Below are 25,946 nucleotides of genomic sequence, written 5' to 3' on the forward strand. Positions count from 1 at the left end.
TTCAAGCCCCTCTATTCTTCAATATTTACAACGTGATTCCCATCAAAGAAGTATAAACATTTCTCTTTTACAGGATGTTGTAAGCTTTTCTCCAGTGCTTTTGCATATAAAGAAAGCTGCACTTTATATCGATCTTCTAAAATTGGTTTCGCTTGTTCGAATCCGCCTGGGAATTTCCCTTCAATCGTATCTGTTTTGAAGTCGATTAACGTAATGCCATCTTCCTCTTCAATCATGCAGTCGATAACCCCTTGGACAAGAATCATTTCCCCGCTCTTCCCTTGCCAATCTTGATATGCTTCTTCTGCTGCAAGCATCATCGTAAATGGTACTTCACGCTCAACACTTTTCGCCGCTAATACCCTTTTACCTAAGTCACTGTCAAAGAATGAAATTACTTTTTCAATCGCTATTTCTTCCGCCTGCTCGAATGTTAATAATTCCTTATTTACCATTCCAGCAATTTGCTCTTGAAGAACTTCAACCGTAATCGGCTTCTTCAAATCAACATGCTGCATAACGGCATGGACTGCTGTTCCGCGCTCTGCGTACGTTAACCCTTTTTTCTCCATAAATCGCGGGCGTGTTTTAATTGGTGCACGTAGTTTTTTAATAAAGGCGTTATCGCTACCTTCTTCAGATTGATAATTTCTCTTTATTTCTGTAACAGATTGCTTCGCACGATGAGATGTCGCATCCTCATATCCGTACTTCCACATTAATCTGTCGTACACTTCTTCTTTCCGTTCACTTTGCAGGGGAACAGCCTGTTTCTCACGAAGCGCTTCTAACAATTCTTGTTTCTCTTCTTGAACTGGCTCTGGTGCAAGTAGCGTGTTACCGTCCACAACTTCTACTTTCCAGCTAGTGTCATACTCGTAAATTTCATCTGGAATACTTCCTTGTCCTAATTCAAGAAGCATTTCACTATCACGGTGTCTATATAATGAAGGTGCAATCCAGTCTAAATAACAAGACGCTCCAGCACGTATGTGATCTGGTAATAACCATTCACTATGTTCCCTCGCATCAAGCCATTTTTCCATTTCCTTATTTGCATCCTTAACTGTGCCGATTAAAATTAACTTCTCTTTCGCACGCGTCAATGCTACGTATAGTACGCGCATTTCTTCCGCAATTAATTCCATTTTCATTTTACGCTTAATCGCAAGCTGTGATAATGTTGTATATTTAATTCGTTTACGCGGATCGATAAATTGCGAACCGAAACCGAAATCTTTATGCAATAAGAAACGTTTCATTAAGTCTTGTGTATTAAAACGACGACCGAGTCCAGCTACAAATACAACTGGGAACTCTAACCCTTTACTTTTATGAATTGTCATAATGCGAACAACGTCTTCTTGTTCACCGAGAGCCCTCGCCGTACCCATATCATCACCGCGTTCTAAAATACGTTCAATAAAACGTAAGAAGCGGAATAATCCTCTAAATGATGTTGCTTCATATTGTCTTGCGCGGTCATATAGTACGCGTAAGTTTGCCTGCCTTTGCTTTCCAGCCGGTAAACCGCCAACGAAGTCGTAATAACCTGTCTCACCGTACACTTTCCAAATTAAATCAGAAAGTGATTGTTGACGGGCGAATTCACGCCATCCTTGCAGTAAGTTATAAAACCACTCTAATTTATCATGAAGTTCTTGCTCCTCTTCAAGCGGTGCCCCTTTTAAGAATGAGCTCATTACTTCATAAAACGAGCCTTTCTTTCCATGAGCACGAAGCGTTGCAAGTTCTTCATCGCTCAATCCAACGATTGGGGAACGAAGTACAGCGGCAAGCGGAATATCTTGCATCGGATTATCAATAACGCGGAATACGTTCATCATAATATTTACTTCTGTCGCTTCAAAATAACCAGTCGCGAGGTCAGCGTATACTGGAATTCCTTGTAATTTTAACTCTTCCATAATTTGCGGGGCCCACGGCATGGAGCGAAGTAAAATAACGAAGTCGCGGTATTGTACCGGACGCATACTATCATTTTTACGGTCATACACTTCATAACCGGAATCAACCATCGCTTTAATGCGCTGCGCCATAAGGCGAGCTTCAAGCTGTGCTTTTTCGACTTCTGCACCTTCTTCACCGTCTATTACTTCTTCTTCCGTTTGCTGAATACATAGTAATTCTGCTGCTACATCTTCACCTTCTGGATAGGTAGCACCTAGCTTTAGTTCAGCGTCAGCATCGTAGTCAATTTCCCCAACTTCTTCGCCCATAATTTGTTTGAAAATAAAGTTCGTACCTGCTAGTACTTCATGACGACTACGGAAGTTTTTCGCTAAGTCAATCTTCATTCCGCCGCCTAATCCTTCTTGTGTGAAGCGTTTATATTTTCCTAGGAATAGTCCTGGCTCGGCTAGTCGGAAACGATAAATCGACTGCTTTACGTCACCAACCATGAACAAGTTTCCTTCACTCTCAGAATCTTTCGTTACGAATTTAATAATCGATTCTTGTACGAAATTCGTATCTTGATATTCATCGACTAATACTTCAGCAAATTTATTACGATATTGGAGCGCCACTGCTGACGGATTCATTTCACCATTTTCACTTTGTTCACTTAAAATTTGTAAACAGAAATGCTCTAAATCTGTGAAATCGACCATTCCTTTATCTCTCTTCATCGCTTGGAAACGCTCTGTAAATACTTTTACAAGTTGAACAAGCTTTTCTAATACTGGGTGCATATCTTGAAAATCTCGTAAGAAACTTTCAGGTTTGCGGCTAAATAACTCTTCTTGTAATTTCTTCACTTCATCTTTCGCTTTATTACGAAGAGAGTCTACTTGTTTTACAACATCTTCATTGTAATCACTTTTCTTAATACGCTTTAACGTTTGCCACGATACGTTTTGCATCGCTTCATACACACTTGTCCATGACTCACGAGCAGCTGATGATAGCGTTCCAAGTAATGCTACATCTGCTTGCAGGGTTTCAATGCGAGGCGCTGGACCGTCAGGAAGCATTGCGAGTTCAGTTGCCTTACGAATATGCTGTTCCGCTGTTTCAAGCTGGAATTTCACATCTTCTAATAAATAAGAAGCATACACTAAATCTTCAATTGTCTTTCCTTCTACGTCATATGCTTCTACTAATTTATCAAGCCATTTTTCCGGATTTGGATGCGCTCTTGACTCTGTATGAAGCACTAAAATCATACGTTGTAAGTCATCATCACTACGGTCACTCGTATAACGATCAACAAGTTCAAAGAAGATTGTATTATCTTCGATTCCGTACTCTTCTTCTAATATGTCATCTAGCACTTCTTCTTTTAACAATTCATTTTCTGTTTGATTCGCAATACGGAAACGAGGATCAACATCAAGCATGTAGTAATATCCTCTAATTACTTGTAAACAAAATGAGTGAATTGTTGAAATGGAAGCTTTATTTAATAGGCTCAGCTGCTTTCTTACGTGTTGAGAACCTGGTTCATCAATTAATACCTTTTCTAACGCTTCCCCGATTCGGTTTTTCATCTCTTGCGCTGCTGCATTCGTAAATGTTACAACGAGCAGGCGGTCGACATCGACTGGATTCTCTTCATTAATAATCTTTTTAATAATACGTTCAACTAATACTGCTGTTTTACCTGATCCAGCTGCAGCCGCAACTAAAATATCACGCCCGTTCGCTACAACAGCTTTCCACTGGTCATCTGTCCATTGACTACCTTCTGGTTTTTTAGGACAATTTTCTATCATTCTCCGCCAACCTCCTCTCTTATTTTCTCCATCGCTTCGCTATCTTTCATATCTTTTAACGATCGGAACTGATTATCTTCCAGTGACTCATCAAATTGACAAACAGACTTGAAGTTACAGAACGTACATGCTGCTTTATTTCCCATTTTATAAGGAGCAATATCGATAACACCTTCTGTAATATCTTTTCCGATATTTTCAAACGTATGGTGTACATATTTTTGCAGTACGTTAAACTCTTGCTCACTTGCAATACTTGAACGCGCACTAAAGCTACCGTCTTTTTTCAGGCCAGCAGAAATAATATCTGAGCTTCCTGTTGAAAGTTTGTTATCCATTAAACGAACAACGTCAGCATCTCCTAATACGAGTCCTTTCATTTTAAATTTCTTTAAAATTTCTTTTTCAATTTCAGCTTCAGATGCGTCACCTTTCATCTCAACGATTGGGTTATGAATATGGAAATACAATACACCAGCTGGTGATGCTGCGTGGCCTTTTTTCATCCACGTCTGTGCATTCGAAGTAACGACATCTAAATACGTTAACATTTGAAGTGCTAATCCGTAATACACTTCCGTTAAATCTAACGCTTTTGAACTTGATTTATAATCAATAATACGTAAGAACGTCCCGTTTTCATCTTCTGCCTTATCAACACGGTCAATACGACCGACTACTTCCATCTTCACACCATTTGGTAATGAGAATTCCATCGGCGGAAGTGATCCTGTACCACCCATACCGAACGGCACTTCTAAATCAACTGGTACGAATCCGCTTGACTTCGCATGTTCACGAAGAATGATTGAAGTACGGAAAATGATTTGTTGTAGTTTTTGTTTTAAATAGAAATGACGGTTTGAACTTAATAAAATTTGTCGTTGTAATAACGGTGCGATTTCTTCTATTACTAAAACAGAAAGATGCTCACACTCTTTTATGGATAAATCCGCCCAAGTACGGTTTTCACGCAATAACTTGTCCGCAATTTTCTTTAATGCCGCATGGAATAATTCGCCGATGTCTGGCGCATCAAGCTTGAAAATATCACGCTCTCTAAGCGATAAACCGTGCTGCGCAAAATGAGCGTATGCACAACGGTTAAATAGTTCCATACGAGAGACACTTCCTTTAATTATATCTCCGTATAAATCTCTACTTACTGCTGTACTTAATTTCTTCGCACGATTTCGATAGAATAAACTTGATAAGACGCGGCTGCTTTTTTGTTTCCATTCATCTGAAGTTACGTAGAAATTATATACGTCCCACCAAAAGTCTAAATTCCCTTCAAATCCGTATCGCTTCCACGTTTGTAGTTGCTGCATAACGTAAGATAACGTTACTTCTGGCGTTGCTACGTATGAAATTTGTTCTGAACGTGATAAATCGTTTACATCATTCGTAATAAATGAATCTTTCACATTAGGGAACATTCTTTTTATTTTCTTAATAAAGCTAGACGCAAGTAACGTCTTTCCTTCTTCATCTGCAAGCGGGCATGAAATGTATAGCTTCTCAGATGCTCTCGTTACCATTTGATACATAACGAACTGTTCTTCTAACAAAGTTTGTCTCGTCGTTGGCCCTAATTCAATCCCTGCTGCACCAAGAACTTCTCTTTCTTCATCAGAAAGCATACCTTCGTCCATAGGTGCTGCTGGAATAACACCCTCATTTACACCTATAATAAACGTTGCTTTCACGTCAGATAATCTGGAGTGATCAATATTAGCAATTAACACTTGGTCTAATGACGGCGGAATGTTAGCAAATTGAAGCGCCTCAAGACCAGTCGACATAACGTCCGTAAACATAGAAAGAGACATTTTCTCCTCACCAAGCATCTCTACAAACGTATCAAGAAGGCTCATTACTTCTTCCCATACTTGTTCATGATCTGTCGCAAATAAGAAATCTCCACTTTCTTCTGCACGTATACGTAATTCTTCTAGTTTTTTCGGAACATCCAGTTCTTCTAAAAATAAGTAAACTGCTTCACACATTTGCATAACTGTTCCTGCACGCTTTAACCTTTTTTGCATGCGAATAACAGGTGTTCTTACAACGTCACGTAACCTATTTATTTTCTCTTCCATTTCACGTTCACTGTCTGTGATCATCCCGTTCGTATCATCAAGAGAACGATAACGGCGATACATCCATGGATCCTCTGAAGTCCATCTCTTTCCTTGTACACCGTACGCTAAACAGTAATTTTCAAATTCATCCATTTCTTCACGCATCGTTTCTTTTCTTACGTCTAATGGATATAAAAGCTCTGTTTTCACGCAACGGAACACCGCATCATAACGCCAATTCCCACTAATAATCTCGAGTGCAGAACGAATACATTCTACTAATGGGTGGTGTGACATCGGGCGCTTTTCATCGATGAAGTGCGGGATATTATAATCTGTAAATAACGTTCGCATCACATCGTAATAACTTTCCCCATTACGAAGAAGCACTGCAATATCCCGGTAACGATATTTTTCATTCGCAACAAGTTTACGAATTTCACGCGCAACACCTTCTACCTCCGCTCGTAAATTCGCAGCTGTACTAATCGTTACACTCGCTTCACCGTTAAATTTTTCATTCGGACGCGCTTCATAATGAGCTTCTAAATGCGCTAATGCCGGAGAATGAAAACGCGGCTGTTCCATAAGTGGAATTGTTTTTTCAATTTCTATTTTCTCTTCACGCGCTACTTGTTTTATTTTTTCATACGTTAACGTCGTTTCATAAAATAAATCGAGTTCATTTACTGGCTGCGCTAACGTTTTTTCATCTATCGTTAACGTGATTGTAACTCTCGCTCCGCAAATCATAAGCTGTCTTACAATCTCTAACTCTTGCGGGGAGAATGAATGAAATCCATCTATATAAATTTCCGCACCATTTACATATTCAGACTGCGGAAGCTTTTCCACTAGCAATTGCAGGTAGTCTTCTGAATCTAAGTATTTTCCAATTAAAGCACGTTCAAAATCATCGTATAATAGCTGTAAATCATACACTTTATTCGCTAGTAACTTTTGTTCGGCACTGCTACTATGCGCATCTAATTGTTGCCACATTTCATATACGTTAGATGGCGTTACATTGTAACGTTTAAACTCTGCAATCATACTGCCAAGATGTTCAAAGAAACCGTTTTGCTCCGCTGCTTTTTGGAACACCGATAATCCATCTTTACGAGACTCTACAATTTTACGGAGTAACATATGTACACCAGCTTCATCAATATGAAGACGACTCGCTCCGCCAACTTCTTGCAGTACCTTCCACGCTAATCGTGAAAAACTAAAAACTTGTGCCCGAATAGAACCTCTTACATCCTCACTTCCAATTAACGCCTGCTGCGTCTGGAATGTCATCTGTTCTGGCACAAGATATAATATTGTTTTCCCTCTCGGGCGTTGTTTTAACTCTTCTTGCACTTCGCGTAAACAAAGTGTACTTTTTCCACTTCCCGCTCTACCAATCACAAATCGAAGTGACATGTAACCCCACCTTTCACTTACATAACGAACGTTAGTTTGCTACTATAATTGTATTATAGGACACGAAAAAAGACAAACTGAGTTGTTTGCCTTTTTCTATACTTCTATCTATTATATCAACCTTTTGAAAAATTCGTTTGCACCTCTTGAATTGGCCAATATCGCAAATCAACTTTACCGACGACTGTATCAGCTTTTACAAAGCCAAAGTGTCTACTATCCCAGCTCCCGAGCCGGTTATCACCTACTACAAAAATAAACCCAGGTGGCACCAGTTTTTCTTTCGTTAACTCTTCTAATGTAAAGTCGCCTGTTAGTTGCCTTCCGTTTATCTCTTTCTTATACTTCTCTAAATACGGCTCATCAATAAATTGACCGTTTATATATAACTTATCCTGCTTATATTCAATATGATCTCCAGGTAAACCGATAATCCGCTTTACATAGTCCTCTTTTTTATTCGCATGAAATACCACAACGTCAAATCTGTTCAAGTCCCCAACTTGATAACTCACCTTATTTACAACTAGCATATTGCCATCTTGCAATGTCGGCATCATTGACTTCCCCTCTACAACATACGTTGAAAAGAAAAACGTTCGAAAAAATACAGCTAATAATACACCAATTAAAATTGTTCGTATCCACTCCATGCCTTCTTTTTTCAAAGTTTTCTTCATCTGCTTCTCCCCTTATCCTTTAATACTGAAGCTTTCCTTTACAAAGAAGACTATTCTTAATGTAGTTCTAACTTTACTTCGATTTTCTTACCGACATACCATAAAATAAAAATACCAATCGCTACAATAACTGATTTCACCGGATTATGAATAAATGACATTAAATCATGACCGATATACGTTAAAATAAAAATCATCACAAGTTTTCCGAATGCTAACGCTAGACCAAACTGTTTTACACTAATTCGGGATAAACCAGCGACAACATTTATGAGCGCTGACGGTGTAAACGGAAAACAAAATATAACAAAAATCGGTGCGAATCCTTTCCTTTCAATCCACCCCATTGCTTTTCGTACTCTCTCATGCTTATTTACAAACGAAAAGAAACGACTGCGACCAAAATGGCGGATGATGAAAAAGACAAGTAATGCACCCATTACTGATCCAAGCCATGAATAAAGAAAACCGAGCCAAAAGCCAAATGCAACAGCATTCGCCAGTACAAATACGATAAGCGGTAATGCTGGAATCAACGCCTCTATCATCGGTAAACCAATACCAAGAAGTGGTCCGAACGCTTTATAACTCTCAACAATATGATCCATATTTTCTGGTGAAAAATACTCTTTGATTGTCTGAAAATCCATTCTACACTTTACCCCTTTACTCTAAATACTATCCCTACTGTATCATTGCTTATATGAAAGAGGAAATGGTAGATACGACATATGGAGATGTATTTATTAAAGTTTCCATATCTTTCATAAGAATTCCTTCATTATTTAGCTATGATAATCTATCAATATTCGACAGGACGTGTCGTTCGTTTTGTTATTTAGATTGTTTTTTGATTTTTTCGGTAAATGAAATTACAATGGTGATTTTCTAAATATAACAATTACAACTCGGTTTTTCTAATATATCGCCTTACCTACAAAGACTGATAAAGTGAAACTTTAATCAGTGGGGATTTTGTTGATACCCCGCTTAACTTCTTTGCTTTCGCTGAATTTTGAGGCGGGGTCTTACTGCCCACAAATAACAGGATAAACAAAAAAAGAATGGGGATTCCCCCATCCTTTCACACTTCGCCTTCCTTTACAAAATACACACTCTCATAAGCGGGTCTTAATGTTGATTCCTCTTTTTTATCAACCTCTTTAAAACAAGGATTCCCTTGTTTTTTCCTACGATCTTCATATTCAGTACGTAATTTTGCTGTACGATTTTGTTGATTTTCAAAACTAGTTTTTGATATCTCTAATTTCACAGCAAAGCCATTTATAAATCTAATAATAAGATTTCCATCTTTTAATTCTTTATTACTTTCAATATAAAAATGAGACAACCAAGCACACTCTTTTCTAGAGTAAGAATAGGTAGGGAAAAAATAAAGTTGATCTGCTGGACTAATCGCAATCGGTGCTTTATGTGTAATATGAGTTAACTCTTTCGTTCCTTCTTTTCTGCCTAAGAAACTAGAGCCATGCTTGCGGCAACTTCTTTCTATAATATCTAGAGGTTTTTGAAATACGAAAAAAGAATCATTCATTTCAACGACTCGCGTAACAATTTTCTTTTCACTTAGAATAACAGGAAGTAAGGCCATCGTATTTTTCGTTACAACATAATTTTCGACATAGCGTTCCACTTTACTTTCCATACTCCATTATCTCCTTTTTTCCATTTATATTAGCAGCTGCATATATAATTTTAGCATCTATGAAAAGGAAATAGCTTACAAGTTCCGCTTTTTTACAATTTTTTATCATTTATCAAACATTTGTTAAATAAAAAAATCACGATATAGTAATGATTTAATTTTAAAGTTATAAAAACAGCATTTATACTACCTATAAATATTTATTATCCCTTCCTATTTTCACATCATGAAAACAATTAACTTTGCTATAATTAAAATGTAAATCCAATATATGGAGGGCCACTATGGAAGAAAAAGAGATCCAACCATCGATTCAAATGAAAAATAGTAGCGTCATTATCGTGAAAAACTCAGCTAGTATTATATTCGGTTTATTTTTCATTCTGCTATTCTTTGCTAAACCGTTTCGTAAATCAAAATGTCCAGAATGTAAAAAACGTGAGAAGACAAAATCATGACAAGAACAATAAAAGGCCTTCCTTTATGGAATGCCTTTTTACATTCGTAGTATCATTTTATTTATTCTTCTTCCCCCTAAAAAACGACTATATTTTCTTCCAAGGTTCTCTACATCTTTTTTGATTTGTAATATGATCCTTATATAAAACATGAGAAAGAGTATTACTTGTTACCCGCTTTTAATTTTTATTAAACACTTCAAATTTGTACATCTTTATCCATCACTAACAATTCGTTAATTAGTTAACTTTGTAATATAAGTTTTGTATATAATGTCATTCAAAAACACAATATATATAAGTAGCTATTTATAATTACATTGCTTTTTATCGAATTCTAAAAAGGAGTTGTATACTATGGATAAAGAAAATCCATTAAATCAGCAGGTTAATAGCATTCCCTCAGATGCTCTGAATACCCCTAGTAAGGAACAAGAACAACTGTTAGAAACATCATCTCAAAACGTACAAAATTCCAACAACAATGCTAACAAAAAAGATGTTACTCAAGGTCTATCTGAAAAAGATTCCCCTATTTCAATAGAGAATACAAATTTATAGTTATTTACTATCATACGCAGCAAATGCTCTTGCTGAACTAATTCTTCTACAGAAACTAATACGCATTCCAGATAATTTTTCACCCGTTGTAACATAGAAAAAGAGATTTAGATATAAAAACAGGCTCTGAAAAAACTTTCCCCACAACAAAAAAAGGATGGCATTAGCCATCCTTTTTTCCATCATCAACTATAAAATTATAGTTTGATTACGTTTTTAGCTTGAGGTCCACGGTTACCGTCTTCGATTTCGAAGCTAACTTTTTGACCTTCTTCTAAAGATTTGAAACCGTCAGTTTCGATTGCTGAGAAGTGTACGAATACGTCGTTTTCGCCTGGAACTTCGATGAAACCGAAACCTTTTTCGTTGTTAAACCATTTTACTTGTCCTGTTACTGCCATAATTATTTCCTCCTAAGAAAATACAAATTTTAAATTTTTTAGTCTTCCTGTCTAAAAAAAGAATCCACACATTATCAAATACGAAACATAAACTAGTTCTCACATACTTTTTCTCGTTCGTTTTCAGCACTTGATAACATATGGATTGCTTAATTTAACTATTCAACTGACATCATCATAGCACATTAAAATAAAATGTACAATCTTTTTCGAAAATAGAATTTCTAATTTTTAGTATTTCTTATAAAATATACTTATCTCTATTCTAAATAAGGAGGAGTTTATGACCAATAAAATTCCTAGAAAAACATTAAAAAGAATTGAAGAGGATATTGAAAATAATAATCTTGGAAAAGCAAGAGATAGATTGCACGGCCTCATCTTTACATACCCAAATGAATTACATCTTCGAAAACAACTCGGAGATATTTATTATACATTACAATATCCAGAAATGGCTGGACGTTACTGGTATCTAGAAGAGCATAAAACAGATATTATGCATGAATCATGTTTATTATTTGAAAAATCAATGGGAAATAGTCCTCATCATATTGCACGTGCTTTAAAGTTTAAAGGCGATTCTAACCATATAAAAGGTTTGTATAAAGATCAACCTTTATCTTCAGTGCAGAAGAAAGTAGCAGAGGAGTTAATTTATGAGTATAAAGAAACATGGCAAGATAAGCTAGTTCCTTTTGGCTGTCTAGCATTGCTTGCTTCCCTTCTCTTTTCTGCCGTTGTTGGTCTATTCACTATTTGGAATTGGATTTTTTAATTACAGGGGGAATTTTCACATGTCAAACTACGCTAAAGAAGAAAGGCTAACAGGGGGAAACGTCTCAAGCGTATATCGTTCTGAAAATACTGTTCGGCGAGAGTTAAAGCCAGGCAGTGAAAAGATTCATAAGCTATTGCAACATTTAGAAAACAAAGGATTTCATTATGCTCCAAAGTTTTTAGGTGTAGATGAAAAGGATAGAGAGATTTTATCCTTTATTGAAGGAGAAGCTGGCAATTATCCTTTAAAAGAATATATGCGATCTAATGATGTATTAAAAGAAATAGCAAAGATGCTCCGCCTTTACCATGATGCTGTAAGTGATTTTCCGTTATTAGATGATTGGAAACCGATGGATCATACTCCAAATAACATTGAGGTTTTATGTCACAATGATTTTGCCATATATAACATTATTTTTAATAATGAGAAGCCAGTAGGGATTATTGATTTCGATGTTGCTGCTCCTGGTCCAAGACTATGGGATATCGCTTATACACTTTATACTTGTGTGCCTTTAAGTAGAGTATATTATACAGAATCCGGTGAAGCCGTTCATTATGACTCATCGCAACATGCAGATCGTATTAAAGAGAGAGTGAATTTGTTCGTTCAGTCCTATGATAAAAATATGGATGAAGATTACTTAGGAATGGTGTTGCTTCGATTAGAAGGGTTATGTACATATATGAAACGAAAAGCTCAAGAAGGCGACTTGAATTTCCAAAGAATGATCGATGAAGGACATCTAGAGCATTATGAGAAAGATATGAAGTTTATTCGTGATCATAGGGCTGAGTGGAGTTGATTTAGTAATAAAGAAAAGTTAGTATCGTTTTTTGCCGAAAACTCAATCTCTCTTTTCGAATCGTTTAGAAAATAACAAGGGGCACCTTTCAAAAAGGTGCCCCTTCCTTTTATTTCGTAAACTGTGCTTCTTCCGTAGATCCTTTTAACGCTGTCGTTGATGAAGTTCCGCCTGTAATCACTTGTGCCACTTCATCAAAGTAACCTGTTCCTACTTCGCGTTGATGACGTGTTGCAGAGTAGCCATGTTTTTCAGCTGCGAATTCTGCTTGTTGTAGTTCAGAGTATGCTGCCATGCCGCGCTCTTTATAGCCACGTGCTAGTTCAAACATACCGTAATTTAATGAATGGAATCCAGCAAGTGTTACGAATTGGAACTTGTAACCGTAAGATGCGATTTCCTTTTGGAAGCTTGCAATTGTTTTTTCATCTAGTTTTTGTTTCCAGTTGAATGAAGGTGAGCAGTTATATGCAAGTAGCTTCCCTGGATGCTCCTTATGAATTGCGTCCGCAAATCGTTTTGCATCTTCTAAATTTGGTTCTGACGTTTCACACCAAACGAGGTCTGCGTACGGTGCATACGCTAAACCGCGCGCAATTGCTTGATCAAGACCTGCATTCGTACGGTAAAATCCTTCTGGTGTTCTTTCTCCTGTAATAAATGCTTTATCAACAGGATCAATATCGCTCGTAATTAAATCAGCTGCATCCGCATCTGTTCTTGCAACGATAATTGTCGGCACTCCCATTACATCTGCTGCAAGGCGTGCAGAAATTAAATTGCGTACTGCTGTTTGCGTTGGTAGTAGTACTTTTCCGCCTAAATGGCCACATTTTTTCTCTGAAGATAATTGATCTTCAAAATGCACACCTGATGCACCTGCTTCAATCATACCTTTCATCAGTTCGAATACATTTAATTGCCCACCAAATCCAGCTTCAGCATCTGCTACAATCGGTACGAAATAGTCTGTATCATCGCTTCCTTCCATATGCTGAATTTGATCCGCACGTTGAAGCGTTTGATTAATTCGTTTTACTACAGCAGGTACGCTGTTCGCTGGATATAAACTTTGGTCTGGATACATATGCCCAGAAAGGTTTGCATCAGCTGCTACTTGCCAACCACTTAAGTAAATCGCTTTTAACCCAGCTTTTACTTGTTGCATCGCTTGGTTTCCTGTTAATGCGCCAAGTGCGTTAATATAGTCTTCTGTATGAAGCGATGTCCAAAGCTTCTCAGCACCACGACGCGCTAACGTATGTTCAATATCAATTGACCCGCGCAGGCGAATTACATCTTCTGCCGAATATGGACGTGTGATCCCTTTCCAACGCTCATCTAATTCCCAGCTTTCTTGTAACTTCTCGATTCTTTCGTTTTTCATTTGTTCCATCCCCTTTTCATTTTTTATAAAATTTCATAACCCGGTAATGTTAAAAATGGTACGAATTCATCATTTCGAACGAGATTTGTAAACAACGTTGTCGCCTCTTGGAATCTCCCTTTCTTAAAGGCTTCCTTACCAATCTCTCTTTCTATTTTTGCTAATTCTTCTTCTTTTAATTCTTCCATTAATTCAAGCGTAATATTACGACCATCATTTAGTTTTCCACCTTCATGACGAATCCATTGCCATACTTGTGCTCTTGAAATTTCAGCTGTTGCCGCATCTTCCATTAAGTTATAAATGGGTGCTGCTCCCCGTCCGCTTAACCAAGATGCAATATATTGAATACCTACGCTAATATTCATGCGAAGGCCCTCTTCTGTAATCGTTCCCACCGGTACCTCTAGTAAATCGCTTTCTGTTACACATATTTCTTCACGTTTTCTAAAAATTTGATTTGGTGTTTTCATAATGTGATTAAACACTTCCATTGCAACCGGTACAAGTCCAGGGTGGGCAACCCAAGTCCCGTCATGACCGTCTAAAGCTTCGCGTTCCTTATCAGCACGCACTTTTTCAAAAGCTGCTTCATTTGCTTCTGGATTATTTTTAATCGGAATTTGTGCCGCCATTCCTCCAATTGCTGGTGCATTACGGCGGTGACATGTTTGAATTACTTTCAAAGAATACGAACGCATAAATGGCGCCGTCATCGTGACTTGTGCTCTATCTGGTAGTAAGAATTTATTATGATTACGGAAACTCTTTAAAAAGCTAAAAATATAATCCCATCTTCCGCAGTTTAAGCCAGCAGAATGATCTTTTAGCTCATACAAAATTTCATCCATTTCAAACGAAGCGTGAATCGTTTCCAGTAACACAGTTGCTTTAATCGTTCCATTTGGAATGCCGATATATTTTTGAGCAAATACGAATACATCATTCCATAATCTCGCTTCTAAATAACTTTCCATTTTCGGTAAGTAAAAGTATGGGCTGCTCCCTTTTGCTAAAAGAGCTTTCGCATTATGGAAAAAGTACAAACCGAAGTCTACTAAGCTACCCGACATATTTTTCCCATCAACTTGCATATGCTTTTCCTCTAAATGCCATCCTCTTGGACGTACAATGAGTACAGCTGTTTTCTCATTTAATCTATATTCTTTCCCTTTATCATTTTCATGTGAAATCGTTCCCTTTACTGCATCTCGTAAATTGATTTGGCCTTCCACTGCATTTTCCCAAGTTGGTGAATTCGAATCTTCAAAATCCGCCATAAAAAGATGCGCTCCTGAATTTAAAGCGTTAATGACCATCTTTCTATCTACCGGTCCAGTAATCTCTACACGGCGATCCTCTAAGTCTTTTGGCAGCTTGGCAATTGTCCAATCCGCTTCACGTATGTGTTTTGTTTCTTCTAGAAACTTCGGAAACTCCCCTGCATCAATTCTCTTTTGTTTTTCTACACGTTTTTGTAAAAGTTCTATGCGGCGCTCATTAAAATTCTCATGTAGTTCCTTCAAAAAACTAAGCACCTCAGGTGTCAATATTTCGCTGTACGCTGGTAACATTTCTCCAACGAGTGTAACCCGTGAAGTTTGCGTCGACATATTAGCATCCCCTTCTTAAACTGTTTTATAACAGATTTGATTTCATGTTTTATATTATATAACAAATCTTCAGAAAAGGAAGTTTTTTTTGAAAATTCATTTCGTTTTTTTTCAAAACGCCATTCTTTCGCGCTTTATTTCATACAAAAAAGGCCACTGTTATACAACAACGACCTTTTTGTATTATTTTTGAATTTCACTTTGACTAGTTAAACTTTATTACTGCCCTTGTTCCATATCATGCAATATTGCTCTATGTAAAAACTGTGCGTATTGTTCTCTCGTTACCTTCATAGACGGACCGAATTTACCTTCTCCGATTCCCATTGTAATACCATTTGTTTGTACTGCACTAATTGCATTCGTTGCCCATGAATTTGCTGAAACATCATTAAAGTTATGAGATCCCTTTGCCTGTAAGTCAAAAGCATTCGTAAGAACTTGTGCCATTTCTGCACGCGTTAACGTCGCCTTCGGTCTAAAGTTTCCATTCTCGTCTCCCTGGAAAATTCCGATTTCCGTTAAAGCCAATATCTCCTCGATAAAGCTTGTTGAATTTTCATCGATATCTCCATATGGGTTTTCATATTCATCTTGTTCTTCCATATCAAACACACGGTAAATTAAAGCTGCAACTTGCTCACGTGTTACATTATCCCCAAAACCGAATATTCCATCGCCATATCCCAAAATTATTTCTTGTTCCGCTAATTCATGAATTGCCTCATATGCCCAATGTCCTTTTGGTACATCTTTAAATACAATTGTATTTGCTTTTTGCAACGGTGCACTTTCCGCTTTTACACTATTACTCTCTGCTGAGAATAACACCCCACCCATAATTGTTAATGCTGTAGCTGTTTTTAATAATTTTTTGCTCATCAAATTATCTCCCCAATATGTATATGTTTTTTTAAAAATATACAGAATAAATGGTATAGTGACAATATATTTTCCGACACATTTCGTGACGGTTTTGTGAATCATATTACACATCATGTCTTTTTCATCGGGTTGATTATAAAGCTTGTTTATAACCATAAAAATACATAAATACGAATAATAATTCTTTTTTAAACAAACAAAAAAGCACAAATTTTTCTATTTGTGCTTTCATATTTCACTCTACTTCCAATCCTCTTTCAAATGATAATTAATAATCGCATTATTAATAAACTGAGCATATTGTTCTCTAGGTACAGGGCGATTTAATTCATACATGCCATTCCCAGTTCCTCTCACAACATTATTAGATTGTAACGCACTAATTGCATCTTCTGCCCAGTGACCTTTTGGAATATCTTTAAATGTATGTTTTTGTTTCGTTTCAAAATTAAATGCTCGTTTTAAAATGACAGCCATTTCCGCTCTAGAGATTGGTGCTTTCGGCCTAAAATCCCCTTGGCCATCCCCTGTAAAAACACCACGTTTTGTTAACGCTAAAATTTCCTTTTTAAAAGTTGTTGTACTATCAGAAACATCTTTATACGGATTCGCTACTGGCCCTTCTTCTTTTATCTCAAGTGTTCTGTAAATAGTCCCAGCTACTTGTTCACGTGTTATAAGATCGCCAACACCATACTTCCCGTTTCCATACCCTAATATAATTTTATGATATGCTAAATCCATAATAGCATCATATGCCCAAAATCCGTATGGAACATCTTCAAACACAATCATTTGTGGATACTCTTCCGCTTTTACAGGCGTCACATTCGTCCCTGCAAATATACCTCCTGCCATTGTCGCAATCATCATTACACCCAATATTTTTTTCTTCATTGTCCTCTCTCCCTATTTCATTCAAATAAAATGAACTTCATTGTTTCAGGAGTATTATTTTTTGGTGAATGTAAGATAAAATGTAAATCTTCTAGAAGAAATATTTCCACTACCTTTCTGCTTTATACTCCCTTCTTTCTTTTTCAAAAAGGAAGTTGTCACATCTAAGGTGTTATATACTAAAACATTCTACAATCTCTTTATAAACTCCTTTTCACTTTATAACTTCCCTTTATTGGCACCTAAAGGAGATACATAGTGGAGGCTACTATATTCATGGTTTATATTTCAGAGGTAGCATTCCCCTTCACTGATAACTCGTTTTCGCTGATTTTTGAGGTGGGGTCTTACTGCCCAGCAAATAGCGGGATAAAAAAATCATCCTTTTTTCTTAAAAGAGGATGATTTTTTTATATTTATTAACACTCAAATATGCTACTACTTTTGAAGAGTAAATTGGGCAACTATTTGTTTTAATTTTCCTGCTGCGTTATGCATATGTTCAATTGAAACCGAAATCTCTTGAACAGATTTTTCTTGCTGTTGAATAGACTCTTTTACCCTATCAGTTCGGTCAGATGATCTTTGGGAAATTTGAGCCATGTCTTCTGCAGAAGCCGAGATTTCCTCACTACTCGCTGCAATTTCATCTGTAGACATAGATACCGTTTGAATTTGCTCAGATACTTGCTGTACTTTTTCTGTAATTGTTCCAAATACTTTTTCTGTATGCATTACTACTTGTGTACCTGCCTGTACCTCATTATCTACTTTCCCCATCATATGTACCGTATGGTTCGTTGTTCCCATAACTTGAGTAATAAGATTCTCAATTTGTTTTGCAGAATCACTAGATTGTTCTGCTAATTTCCGCACTTCATCTGCCACAATTGCAAATCCTCTACCACTTTCACCAGCACGTGCAGCCTCAATTGCGGCGTTTAATGCTAATAAGTTAATCTGGGAGGTAATACCTTGCATAACATCAATGATTTTAACAATTTCTTCTGATTGTTCTTTCATAGTCTCTACTTGTTTCACACCGCTATGTACCGAATTTTGGATTGTATCCATCTGTTGAATCATTTGTTTCATTAATTTGTTACCACTCTCTGCATCTAATGCTGATTGAGCAGATAATTCATTTACAGAGGATGATGTATTGACTATACTCTGCATTCCTTGCGTCAACTCTTCCATCGCACCCGCAGTTTGTTCCATTGCTTGCATTTGACTCTCTGCACCATTTGCAACTTCTTCAATATCCATAGTGATTTTCTTCGCTGCACTACTAGATACTTCTGATGCAGATACTACTCCGTCTGCATGTTGGAATAAAAGCTGAATATTATTCTCTACTTCTTGCATATTTGTTCTTAGCCCTGCAATCATCTCGTTAAAATTACTTACTAATACACCTAATTCATCCTTAGCAGTATAATCACCATGTACGGTTAAATCTCCTTCTTTCGCTCTTTCCATCATACGACTAACCGTTTGTAAAGGAGCAACTATGAGCTTGCTAATAATATAACTTACTATACATATAACGATTGTAGTAACTACTACAAGAATGATAAAGGTAATAACGGAACGATCAATCATTTTTTGAGAATCTTTAAATACTTGGTCAGCTAAATTTGAAACATACGATTCTAGATCCACTGCATAACCAGCTAACTCTATTCCCTTCGGTTTTAATTCCTTCTGAAATTCATTTACCATTTGTGGCTCATTTGTTGCCTTCGCCTTTTCAAATAATTTTTTATATGTATCTTTATAACTTGGCAAAGATTTCTTCATCTTCTGAAATAGTTCATCCTCTTGCTTACTTAAATTAAAACCATCATCATATTCTTTTAATAAAGAATCATATTTTTTAAGATCCTTTTCAATATTATCAATTATCCCCTCTTTATTTGCCACTTCATTTTGTGATGCCGTAATTAATTCTAGTAAGTTATATTCTAATGAATTTTGTGTACGAAGCATTCCTTCTAATAAAATTGCAGAATATTGATAATCATCTACTACAACCTCTGTATCGTGCTTAATCTTATTAATAGAATGAATTGCTACACTGCTCATAATTACCATACCTAAAACTGCTAATGAAATAAGCGCTAATAATTTATATTTCACTTTTAAATTTTGTAAAAAATACATTTTTCCACCTTTATTCCTTTATATATAGATTTTTAGAATTTTATAGCTTATTATTTACAAAATCGTAATAAAAAGCAATGATAAATATTCCCAATATGAAACTTATATCTCTATAAAAAAAGAAGTAGCTATCATGCTACTCCTTTTTGCTTTGTTTCTCATATTGTTCAAACGTATGAATTCTTTCAAAAATTGGTGGGTGCGTGTATAAGAAAAATTTTACTAACGCAGGCGGATTTACTTGGCTTAAACTTGTTTTTGATAAATATTGAAAAGTTTTCACACCAGATTTCCCATCCTTCGTCATATTTAAAGCATATTGATCTGCCGCTCTTTCTTCTATACGTGAAACGTAGTTTGTTGCTGGTTGTGCTGCAAAAGAGAGGACAGAAGAAATTAAGAAAAATAAAGGTAACATGGAGAAACATGCTACTTTTGAAATTTGCAATGTATCTCCCCATTTGCGAATACACATATTTATAATACGACTAATTAAAAACATACCTATAAACGATAGCAATACATAACTTGCAACGCCAAAATATATATGTTTCATAACATAATGCCCCATTTCATGGGCCATTATAAATAAAATCTCTTTATCTTTTAACTGCTTAAGTGTTGTATCCCACATTACAATACGGGCGTTAGGGCCAATTCCTGTTACGTAAGCATTTAATGCATTCGTTTTTTCTGACATATTTACTTCATATACGTGTTTAGCAGGAATGTCCGCTTTGTCTGCTATCGCTAAAATTTTCGTTTCTAATTCTTTATTTTTCAGCGTCGAGAAGTCGTTATACAGTGGATCAATAACGACAGGCTGTATGAATGTTAAAAAGATTGTAAATGGAACAGAGAGCGCCCATCCTGCGAGCCACCATCTCTTCGGAAATTTACGGATAAGCCATAATAGAACGGTAACTACGATTAACATAGTCGCATAACTTTCCCAAAAACCGATAACATGATCTTTTATCCAGCTTTGTGTACTTTGTGTTGAAATGCCGTAATCAACGGACACTTTCCGGCCAATCCATTGCATCGGTAAGGCAAGCACTGTTGTCAGTAATGATAAATAAAAGAAATAAATCGCAACTTGCAAAACACTTATTTTAGTCGTTTCCTTCGACCATTTCTCAAACTTTCTTGAAATACCTAGCACAAGTACAAATAATAAAATAATCCATTCAAGAGGCGCCGCTAAAAAGTATAGTAAATTTTTCACGCGCGAATAATCTTGGCTTAGCGTAAGCTCTCTCGTACTCATAAACGTTTCTGGATCTGCACTCGTTCCCTTATACATGTCCGGAATAAGTTCATGATTCCATCCAAATAAATACCAATATATAAGTAACGCAAATCCAACGTACAAAAAAAGCGACCAACCGATAACCTTCTTCACGCTATTCCCTCCTCTATGCTGCCTGTCTATTATTATTGTAAGTTCGTACACGCTAAATTAGAACAAGCTTATTATGTGAATTGCTCTGGATCTTTTTATTTACATAAAAAAACTCTTCTACATAAGAAGAGTTTTACCTATCTTTAAACACTTTCTTCGGTTCACAATCCGTACACTTACAAACCAACACGTACCCTACTTCCTTTTTAGATAAAATAAAAAGCCTCTTTAAGGAAGTACATCTATTAATAAACTAAAATCTTGTAAAGAGAAAGAACTATATTTCATAATACCCTGTACGGCTAAAAGTAAAACAAGACCGATCACACACATATAGTTAACGCTTTCTTCATTCTTTTTTTCAGTAACGACTCCACCACTTATACATAAAATCCCTAGCAAATGGAGCGCTAAATACATGAAAAAATAAGCTTCCTCCCAGCGCAAAATAACATTCACTGTCGTTATTAACACTAGACTAAGTAAAATCAAATAAAAAAACTTATTTGATGATATCGTTTCATTCATATAATTTTATACATCCCTTTCAAATTTCGAATTAATGATGTTTCAAAGCTATAAAGTAAATGATTGTTTTTATACCATAAAACAAAAGGAAAGCCACCATTACTTTCTCGAATACTTTATGAATCCACATATACTTCTCTTCATTCTTTTTGAAGATGCGCTTCATCATTTCTTCTACAATTAGACCAAATATTAGTAAAACCCCGAACACAATAAGAAGAGAAATAATATTTTCTTTTAAATGAGTACTAGAAAATAAGTAATACTCTGGAAACACAATCGTATCTACTACAGGTTGAAGCCAATGACAAACGCTTTTATCACACATATCTGTAATAGACGTAGAATCTATAATGTCTTTTAATATTTTTTCAACCGTCTTCTTCATCTTATTTACTCCCGACTACATCTGAAAAGCTCTTTTCCTGCTCTGCATATATAACCGGCACTTCTTTACTCCAATATTTGCGATTAACAAATAAAAAGATAAGTACTAAGTTTAATCCTGTTATAAAAATAATAAGTCCAGGAAAGAATGTCGTATAATTTGAGAAATCGGCAAAACTAATAATTTTTTCTCTACTTATTAGAAAAGACGCACCTATTACAAATGCATTGTTTAACATATGTATTGCAATTGGCATGAGTAAACTTTTCGTACGAATATATACGATTGACAATACGATGCTGAATATGGCTGCACCGAGGAAATCAACATGTAACAACGCAAACAATATTGCTACAACGATGGTCGCTATGCTCGTTCCCCATTTTGTTGCAAAACGTTGAAGTAAAAATCCGCGAAAAACAAATTCCCCGATAATTGGTGCGATGAATACGACCCTAATGACTTGAGATACATATCCCCCAGTACTATCTACAATTGGTTCATGCAGGGCGTTCATAATAAAGTCCGGTGTAATCCATGCAAAACTATACATATACAAAATAAGATACCCGTAACTAAACATGCATAACATAACCGTAATGTATAAAACTTGTACCAAGTTAAATGTTTCATTTTTATTAACAAATAATGAAAATGAAATGTGGTGCTTTCTATACTCATAAGAAATCCATACCATCGGAAGGATATAGAATATAAGGATATTTATAAAAGAAGAATTTTGTATATGAAATATACTTGTTAGTAACTCGCCACTACTTCTCGCTATTAAAATTAATAGTGCAAATACAATTAAAAAATATCTAGCTCGCATCACTTGAAACGGATTCACACTCATCTCCTCCCCTATGTTACTTTTATCATATCATTTGATTCTTAATTTTTTGCGAAAGAAAACCTTAAAATTTCCTTAAAAATTCCATAAGTTACAAAATGATGATATGATATTCGAGGAAATTAGGAGGGATGTTTATGTACCAAGCAAATATTTTACTCGTTGATGATGAAACAGCAATTTTACAATTACTAACTACCATTCTTGAAAAAGAAGGCTTTTCTCATATTACAACTGCAACATCAGCTGAAATAGCTTTATCTCTAACTAAGCAAAACAATTACGATTTAATTATTTTAGATGTAATGCTTCCTGGACAATCTGGTTTTGATATTTGTCCAATCATTCGCCAACAAACAGATTGTCCAATTTTCTTCCTATCAGCAAAAGCATCTGATTTAGATAAAATATCCGGATTTTCATACGGTGCAGATGATTATATTACGAAGCCCTTTAATCCATTAGAAGTAGTAGCACGCATGAAAGCACAGCTTCGGAGACATATGAAACAAACCATACCACACGAACAAAAATCACACTCGATTTCATTTGGAAGATTTGAAATTGATCAGCACTCTGCAGAACTAACAGTAGATGGGCACATTGTCGAATGCTCCGCTCAACTCTTTCAACTACTACTCTTCTTTTGCGAGAATCCGAACTACGTATTTTCGAAAGAGGAAATATACGAAAAAGTTTGGGGAGCACCTGCCTATAATGGCGATGACAACACTGTTATGGTCCACATTCGAAAACTACGTGAAAAAATTGAACATGATCCAAGTAAACCAGAATATATAAAAACCGTTCGCGGCCTTGGTTATAAGTTCGTTACAAAGTAGGGTGACGATATGAATTTTAATAAACGACTTATTATTCAATTTATCATGCAACACGTTTTTGTTTTAGTTACATTACTTATCGCTGTAGTTGCTGCTTTTACTTATTTAATTTTTCTTCTTACTAGTACTTTATACGAACCTAACATTCCAGATTCTGATAGTTTTACAATTTCAAGATACATCTCTTCAGAAGATGGGCATATTTCGTTACAATCTGAAGTGCAAGATTTAATAAAGGAGAAAAATGATTGGCTCCAAGTTGTAGATGAAAACGGAAAAATCCTCTACCACTTTAATACACCAAATGATGTTCCGAATGCTTATACGAAGACATCTTTAGTCGCATATATACAACATCATATCGAAAGCAATTATAAATTTACATATTGGGAAATTGAATTAGAAGAAAAGAAAGCACTTGTTATTTATGGTGGTATGTTAAAAAGCAATGCGTTACTTACAGCAATTCAAAAGGATCACTCCTCTTTAACGATGGATTCGTTCACATTAACAGATCAAGAAAAACAGTTACTGTCTAAAGAAAAAGCAGCACTTCAAATATTTAATCAAAATGGCGAAGAGGTTTTTTCCTATCCAACTGGAAAGAAAAAAACATTTTCAGCAATACAAATTGCCCTTAATGAAAAAGAACCGTGGAATCATAAAGAAAACACGTCTAGCTTTTACGATGCAAATAGTGGCAACCTTCTCGTTGTAACTGCAAAAAATGAGCACTACTATCCAGATGACGAAATTGAAGATGTATTTACTAAGAAGTTTCTCATCGGATGCGGATTAATCCTTCTTATCGTATTTGTTTATTTAGTCATTCTTTCTATTTGGTACGGTAATAAATTCGGAAAACCGTTATTACATGCGATGCGCTGGCTAAAAAATATCGCTGGTGGAAAGTATGAAGAACCTATTAGTAAAAAAGGAAAACCTGTCAGGTTCCGGCGATCTGGTAAAGAAAAATGGTCATTCCGTTTGTTTAGAGATGTAACAAGTTCACTAGAACACCTTTCTATTACACTCAAAAAAAATGATGCGATGAGGCAAGTACTCCAGCAAACACGAGAAGAATGGATTACCGGTCTAACGCATGATTTAAAAACACCACTTAGCTCTATATATGGCTACGCATTATTACTCGAATCGAATCAATATAACTGGACTGATCGTGATATTCAGCAATTTGGTAGTGTTATGAAAGAGAAATCTCAATATATGACGACATTAATTGATGATTTAAGCTTAACGTATCAATTAAAAAATAACAGCCTTCCTGCCCAACACGTAAACGTTGAAATCAATCAGTTCGTTCAAAAAGTATTATTGCAATTTATTAACAATCCAACACTCCAAAATCAAAATATTGAATTCGTACCGAGCTCAAATAAAATTCAATATTTCATTGAAGAAAAATGGTTCCAGCGTATTATCGAAAACTTACTCGTAAATGCTGTAAAACATAATAATGAAACAACTACTGTCATCGTAAAACTATCACAAAACGCTAATTCCTTTACACTCTCCATTTCAGATGATGGAAAAGGAATGGATGAAAAAACGAAAGAACTTCTATTTGAACGATATTACCGCGGAACAAACACAGAAGAAAGCAACATCGGAACTGGACTTGGCCTAGCCATTACAAAACAGCTCGTTCATGCTCATAACGGAACAATTTCCGTTGATAGTGCACTCGGAAAAGGAACGACGATTATTCTTGTATTTCCGTTTCGTTCGTAGGAAAGACGCTATGTGGCGTCTTTTTTTCTTTTCTGGGAGAATTTCGCGGTAATTGAAATTATGCGAATCGTTTTTTTTGAGGTGTTTTAACGGTATATGAAATTATACCGGCGATTTTTTGAATATATCAGCGCAACTCGAATTATATCAGCGATTTTTTGAATATATCAGCGCAACTCGAATTATATCAGCGATTTTCTAGATATATCGACTTACCGACAAAAACCGACAATACTAACCTGCTTCCCTACTATACAAAGTAAAAATAAAACTATTAACAAATACATTTCTAAACTGTTATACTATAAATAGAAGTATAAACTAACTAAGTTTTGCATAAAATGAAGTAGACGAGGTGCTTCCAACACCCCGTCACTGCAACTAATTACCGCAAGGTGGAAGGTTGCAACTAAAGCTTATTTGCGCTTAGAAGACTTCCCACGCTTCGCAGGCAGACGGGTGGTCTTCTTTTTGCGCTTTTTTTGCCGTTAATTTCTTAAATCCAAAAACTATACCTTCTCTAGCTATAGTTTTTGTAATTTCCAACAAAATTTGCAAAAGAAATTCCATACGATTGCACCTCCTTTCTTCACAAAATGAAGAAAGGGCATAACCTTCCACCCGCA

22 protein-coding genes and 1 pseudogene are annotated in these 25,946 nt (G+C 36.0%); 6 read left to right on the forward strand and 17 right to left on the reverse strand.

Features of this window, described 5'->3' with window-relative positions:
• Positions 1-11: 11 nt before the first annotated feature.
• The 5 genes from addA to HMAS_RS18430 all read right to left on the reverse strand — a co-directional run bounded on the left by addA (position 12) and on the right by HMAS_RS18430 (position 9,595).
• Positions 12-3,737, reverse strand: coding sequence for a helicase-exonuclease AddAB subunit AddA (gene addA / locus HMAS_RS18410; protein ID WP_116344950.1), 3,726 nt, complete (start codon positions 3,735-3,737; stop codon positions 12-14).
• The gene (gene addB / locus HMAS_RS18415; RefSeq protein ID WP_025709863.1) at positions 3,734-7,249 is read right to left on the reverse strand and encodes a helicase-exonuclease AddAB subunit AddB; all 3,516 of its coding nucleotides are present in this window, start codon (positions 7,247-7,249) and stop codon (positions 3,734-3,736) included. Before addB ends, addA begins: the two co-directional genes overlap by 4 nt.
• 116 nt (positions 7,250-7,365) lie before the next feature.
• A complete protein-coding gene (gene lepB / locus HMAS_RS18420; protein ID WP_000751919.1) occupies positions 7,366-7,929 on the reverse strand; it encodes a signal peptidase I in 564 nt (187 codons plus the stop codon).
• 56 nt (positions 7,930-7,985) lie between these two features.
• Positions 7,986-8,579 (reverse strand): TVP38/TMEM64 family protein, encoded by a 594-nt coding sequence (locus HMAS_RS18425; RefSeq protein ID WP_000347517.1) that lies wholly within the window; start codon positions 8,577-8,579, stop codon positions 7,986-7,988.
• Between the two features lie 434 nt (positions 8,580-9,013).
• Positions 9,014-9,595 (reverse strand): competence protein ComK, encoded by a 582-nt coding sequence (locus HMAS_RS18430; protein WP_000444443.1) that lies wholly within the window; start codon positions 9,593-9,595, stop codon positions 9,014-9,016.
• Between the two features lie 284 nt (positions 9,596-9,879).
• Here HMAS_RS18430 and HMAS_RS27755 point away from each other — a divergent pair, with 284 nt between their 5' ends.
• Both HMAS_RS27755 and HMAS_RS18435 read left to right on the forward strand, forming a co-directional pair.
• Positions 9,880-10,053: a hypothetical protein gene (locus tag HMAS_RS27755; RefSeq protein ID WP_000391374.1), complete on the forward strand. Its 174-nt coding sequence runs from the start codon at positions 9,880-9,882 to the stop codon at positions 10,051-10,053.
• 357 nt (positions 10,054-10,410) lie between these two features.
• Positions 10,411-10,614 (forward strand): hypothetical protein, encoded by a 204-nt coding sequence (locus HMAS_RS18435; protein WP_025709862.1) that lies wholly within the window; start codon positions 10,411-10,413, stop codon positions 10,612-10,614.
• Between the two features lie 197 nt (positions 10,615-10,811).
• Here HMAS_RS18435 and cspA read toward each other — a convergent pair whose 3' ends face one another.
• Positions 10,812-11,015 (reverse strand): RNA chaperone/antiterminator CspA, encoded by a 204-nt coding sequence (gene cspA, locus HMAS_RS18440; RefSeq protein WP_000301518.1) that lies wholly within the window; start codon positions 11,013-11,015, stop codon positions 10,812-10,814.
• Between the two features lie 283 nt (positions 11,016-11,298).
• Here cspA and HMAS_RS18445 point away from each other — a divergent pair, with 283 nt between their 5' ends.
• Entirely contained in the window at positions 11,299-11,793 is a 495-nt protein-coding gene (locus HMAS_RS18445) for a DUF6584 family protein (protein WP_000182396.1), read from the forward strand.
• Between the two features lie 19 nt (positions 11,794-11,812).
• The gene (locus HMAS_RS18450) at positions 11,813-12,604 is read left to right on the forward strand and encodes a phosphotransferase (protein WP_000073794.1); all 792 of its coding nucleotides are present in this window, start codon (positions 11,813-11,815) and stop codon (positions 12,602-12,604) included.
• 109 nt (positions 12,605-12,713) lie between these two features.
• Here HMAS_RS18450 and aceA read toward each other — a convergent pair whose 3' ends face one another.
• The 10 genes and pseudogenes from aceA to HMAS_RS18495 all read right to left on the reverse strand — a co-directional run bounded on the left by aceA (position 12,714) and on the right by HMAS_RS18495 (position 22,723).
• A complete protein-coding gene (gene aceA, locus HMAS_RS18455) occupies positions 12,714-13,991 on the reverse strand; it encodes an isocitrate lyase (RefSeq protein ID WP_000787346.1) in 1,278 nt (425 codons plus the stop codon).
• Positions 13,992-14,014: 23 nt separating this feature from the next.
• Positions 14,015-15,604 (reverse strand): malate synthase A, encoded by a 1,590-nt coding sequence (gene aceB, locus HMAS_RS18460; RefSeq protein WP_116344951.1) that lies wholly within the window; start codon positions 15,602-15,604, stop codon positions 14,015-14,017.
• A 219-nt stretch (positions 15,605-15,823) separates the two neighbouring features.
• The gene (locus HMAS_RS18465) at positions 15,824-16,591 is read right to left on the reverse strand and encodes an S-layer homology domain-containing protein (protein ID WP_114159535.1); all 768 of its coding nucleotides are present in this window, start codon (positions 16,589-16,591) and stop codon (positions 15,824-15,826) included.
• A 138-nt stretch (positions 16,592-16,729) separates the two neighbouring features.
• Positions 16,730-17,386, reverse strand: coding sequence for an S-layer homology domain-containing protein (locus HMAS_RS18470; RefSeq protein ID WP_016082513.1), 657 nt, complete (start codon positions 17,384-17,386; stop codon positions 16,730-16,732).
• Positions 17,387-17,824: 438 nt separating this feature from the next.
• Positions 17,825-18,778, reverse strand: a complete 954-nt coding sequence (locus HMAS_RS28420) for a methyl-accepting chemotaxis protein (RefSeq protein ID WP_409194079.1) — start codon at positions 18,776-18,778, stop codon at positions 17,825-17,827.
• Positions 18,773-19,552 (reverse strand): annotated as a pseudogene (locus tag HMAS_RS28425) (MCP four helix bundle domain-containing protein); the annotation flags it as partial. The pseudogene HMAS_RS28425 and the gene HMAS_RS28420, both read right to left, overlap by 6 nt.
• Positions 19,553-19,688: 136 nt before the next feature.
• A complete protein-coding gene (locus HMAS_RS18480; RefSeq protein WP_025709860.1) occupies positions 19,689-20,957 on the reverse strand; it encodes a M48 family metallopeptidase in 1,269 nt (422 codons plus the stop codon).
• Positions 20,958-21,185: 228 nt separating this feature from the next.
• Positions 21,186-21,485, reverse strand: coding sequence for a DUF2101 family protein (locus tag HMAS_RS18485; RefSeq protein ID WP_001006050.1), 300 nt, complete (start codon positions 21,483-21,485; stop codon positions 21,186-21,188).
• Positions 21,486-21,516: 31 nt separating this feature from the next.
• Positions 21,517-21,873: a hypothetical protein gene (locus tag HMAS_RS18490; protein ID WP_000754332.1), complete on the reverse strand. Its 357-nt coding sequence runs from the start codon at positions 21,871-21,873 to the stop codon at positions 21,517-21,519.
• A 1-nt stretch (position 21,874) separates the two neighbouring features.
• Positions 21,875-22,723 carry a CPBP family intramembrane glutamic endopeptidase gene (locus HMAS_RS18495; RefSeq protein ID WP_025709859.1) on the reverse strand — a complete coding sequence of 283 codons (849 nt, stop codon included), beginning with the start codon at positions 22,721-22,723 and terminating at the stop codon, positions 21,875-21,877.
• Between the two features lie 140 nt (positions 22,724-22,863).
• Between HMAS_RS18495 and HMAS_RS18500 the strand changes: the two genes are divergently transcribed.
• A complete protein-coding gene (locus tag HMAS_RS18500) occupies positions 22,864-23,568 on the forward strand; it encodes a response regulator transcription factor (protein ID WP_000283863.1) in 705 nt (234 codons plus the stop codon).
• Between the two features lie 9 nt (positions 23,569-23,577).
• Positions 23,578-25,320 carry a sensor histidine kinase gene (locus HMAS_RS18505; RefSeq protein WP_025709892.1) on the forward strand — a complete coding sequence of 581 codons (1,743 nt, stop codon included), beginning with the start codon at positions 23,578-23,580 and terminating at the stop codon, positions 25,318-25,320.
• Positions 25,321-25,746: 426 nt separating this feature from the next.
• Here the strand turns inward: HMAS_RS18505 and HMAS_RS27760 are convergent, their stop codons facing one another.
• Entirely contained in the window at positions 25,747-25,890 is a 144-nt protein-coding gene (locus HMAS_RS27760; RefSeq protein ID WP_006916098.1) for a hypothetical protein, read from the reverse strand.
• Positions 25,891-25,946: the final 56 nt, after the last annotated feature.

Source organism: Bacillus sp. HMA207 (genome assembly GCF_003402455.1).
Classification (GTDB): domain Bacteria; phylum Bacillota; class Bacilli; order Bacillales; family Bacillaceae_G; genus Bacillus_A; species Bacillus_A cereus.

Coding starts and splice junctions, on each gene's coding strand:
- addA (WP_116344950.1), bottom strand. CDS start 3,737: ATGATAGAAAATTGTCCTAAAAAACCAGAAGGTAGTCAATGGACAGAT.
- addB (WP_025709863.1), bottom strand. CDS start 7,249: ATGTCACTTCGATTTGTGATTGGTAGAGCGGGAAGTGGAAAAAGTACA.
- HMAS_RS18435 (WP_025709862.1), top strand. CDS start 10,411: ATGGATAAAGAAAATCCATTAAATCAGCAGGTTAATAGCATTCCCTCA.
- HMAS_RS27760 (WP_006916098.1), bottom strand. CDS start 25,890: ATGGAATTTCTTTTGCAAATTTTGTTGGAAATTACAAAAACTATAGCT.
- cspA (WP_000301518.1), bottom strand. CDS start 11,015: ATGGCAGTAACAGGACAAGTAAAATGGTTTAACAACGAAAAAGGTTTC.
- aceA (WP_000787346.1), bottom strand. CDS start 13,991: ATGAAAAACGAAAGAATCGAGAAGTTACAAGAAAGCTGGGAATTAGAT.
- HMAS_RS18450 (WP_000073794.1), top strand. CDS start 11,813: ATGTCAAACTACGCTAAAGAAGAAAGGCTAACAGGGGGAAACGTCTCA.
- HMAS_RS18465 (WP_114159535.1), bottom strand. CDS start 16,591: ATGATTCACAAAACCGTCACGAAATGTGTCGGAAAATATATTGTCACT.
- HMAS_RS27755 (WP_000391374.1), top strand. CDS start 9,880: ATGGAAGAAAAAGAGATCCAACCATCGATTCAAATGAAAAATAGTAGC.
- HMAS_RS18500 (WP_000283863.1), top strand. CDS start 22,864: ATGTACCAAGCAAATATTTTACTCGTTGATGATGAAACAGCAATTTTA.
- HMAS_RS18425 (WP_000347517.1), bottom strand. CDS start 8,579: ATGGATTTTCAGACAATCAAAGAGTATTTTTCACCAGAAAATATGGAT.
- HMAS_RS18430 (WP_000444443.1), bottom strand. CDS start 9,595: ATGGAAAGTAAAGTGGAACGCTATGTCGAAAATTATGTTGTAACGAAA.
- aceB (WP_116344951.1), bottom strand. CDS start 15,604: ATGTCGACGCAAACTTCACGGGTTACACTCGTTGGAGAAATGTTACCA.
- HMAS_RS18445 (WP_000182396.1), top strand. CDS start 11,299: ATGACCAATAAAATTCCTAGAAAAACATTAAAAAGAATTGAAGAGGAT.
- HMAS_RS18505 (WP_025709892.1), top strand. CDS start 23,578: ATGAATTTTAATAAACGACTTATTATTCAATTTATCATGCAACACGTT.
- HMAS_RS18485 (WP_001006050.1), bottom strand. CDS start 21,485: ATGAATGAAACGATATCATCAAATAAGTTTTTTTATTTGATTTTACTT.
- HMAS_RS28420 (WP_409194079.1), bottom strand. CDS start 18,778: ATGATTGCAGGGCTAAGAACAAATATGCAAGAAGTAGAGAATAATATT.
- HMAS_RS18490 (WP_000754332.1), bottom strand. CDS start 21,873: ATGAAGAAGACGGTTGAAAAAATATTAAAAGACATTATAGATTCTACG.
- HMAS_RS18470 (WP_016082513.1), bottom strand. CDS start 17,386: ATGAAGAAAAAAATATTGGGTGTAATGATGATTGCGACAATGGCAGGA.
- lepB (WP_000751919.1), bottom strand. CDS start 7,929: ATGAAGAAAACTTTGAAAAAAGAAGGCATGGAGTGGATACGAACAATT.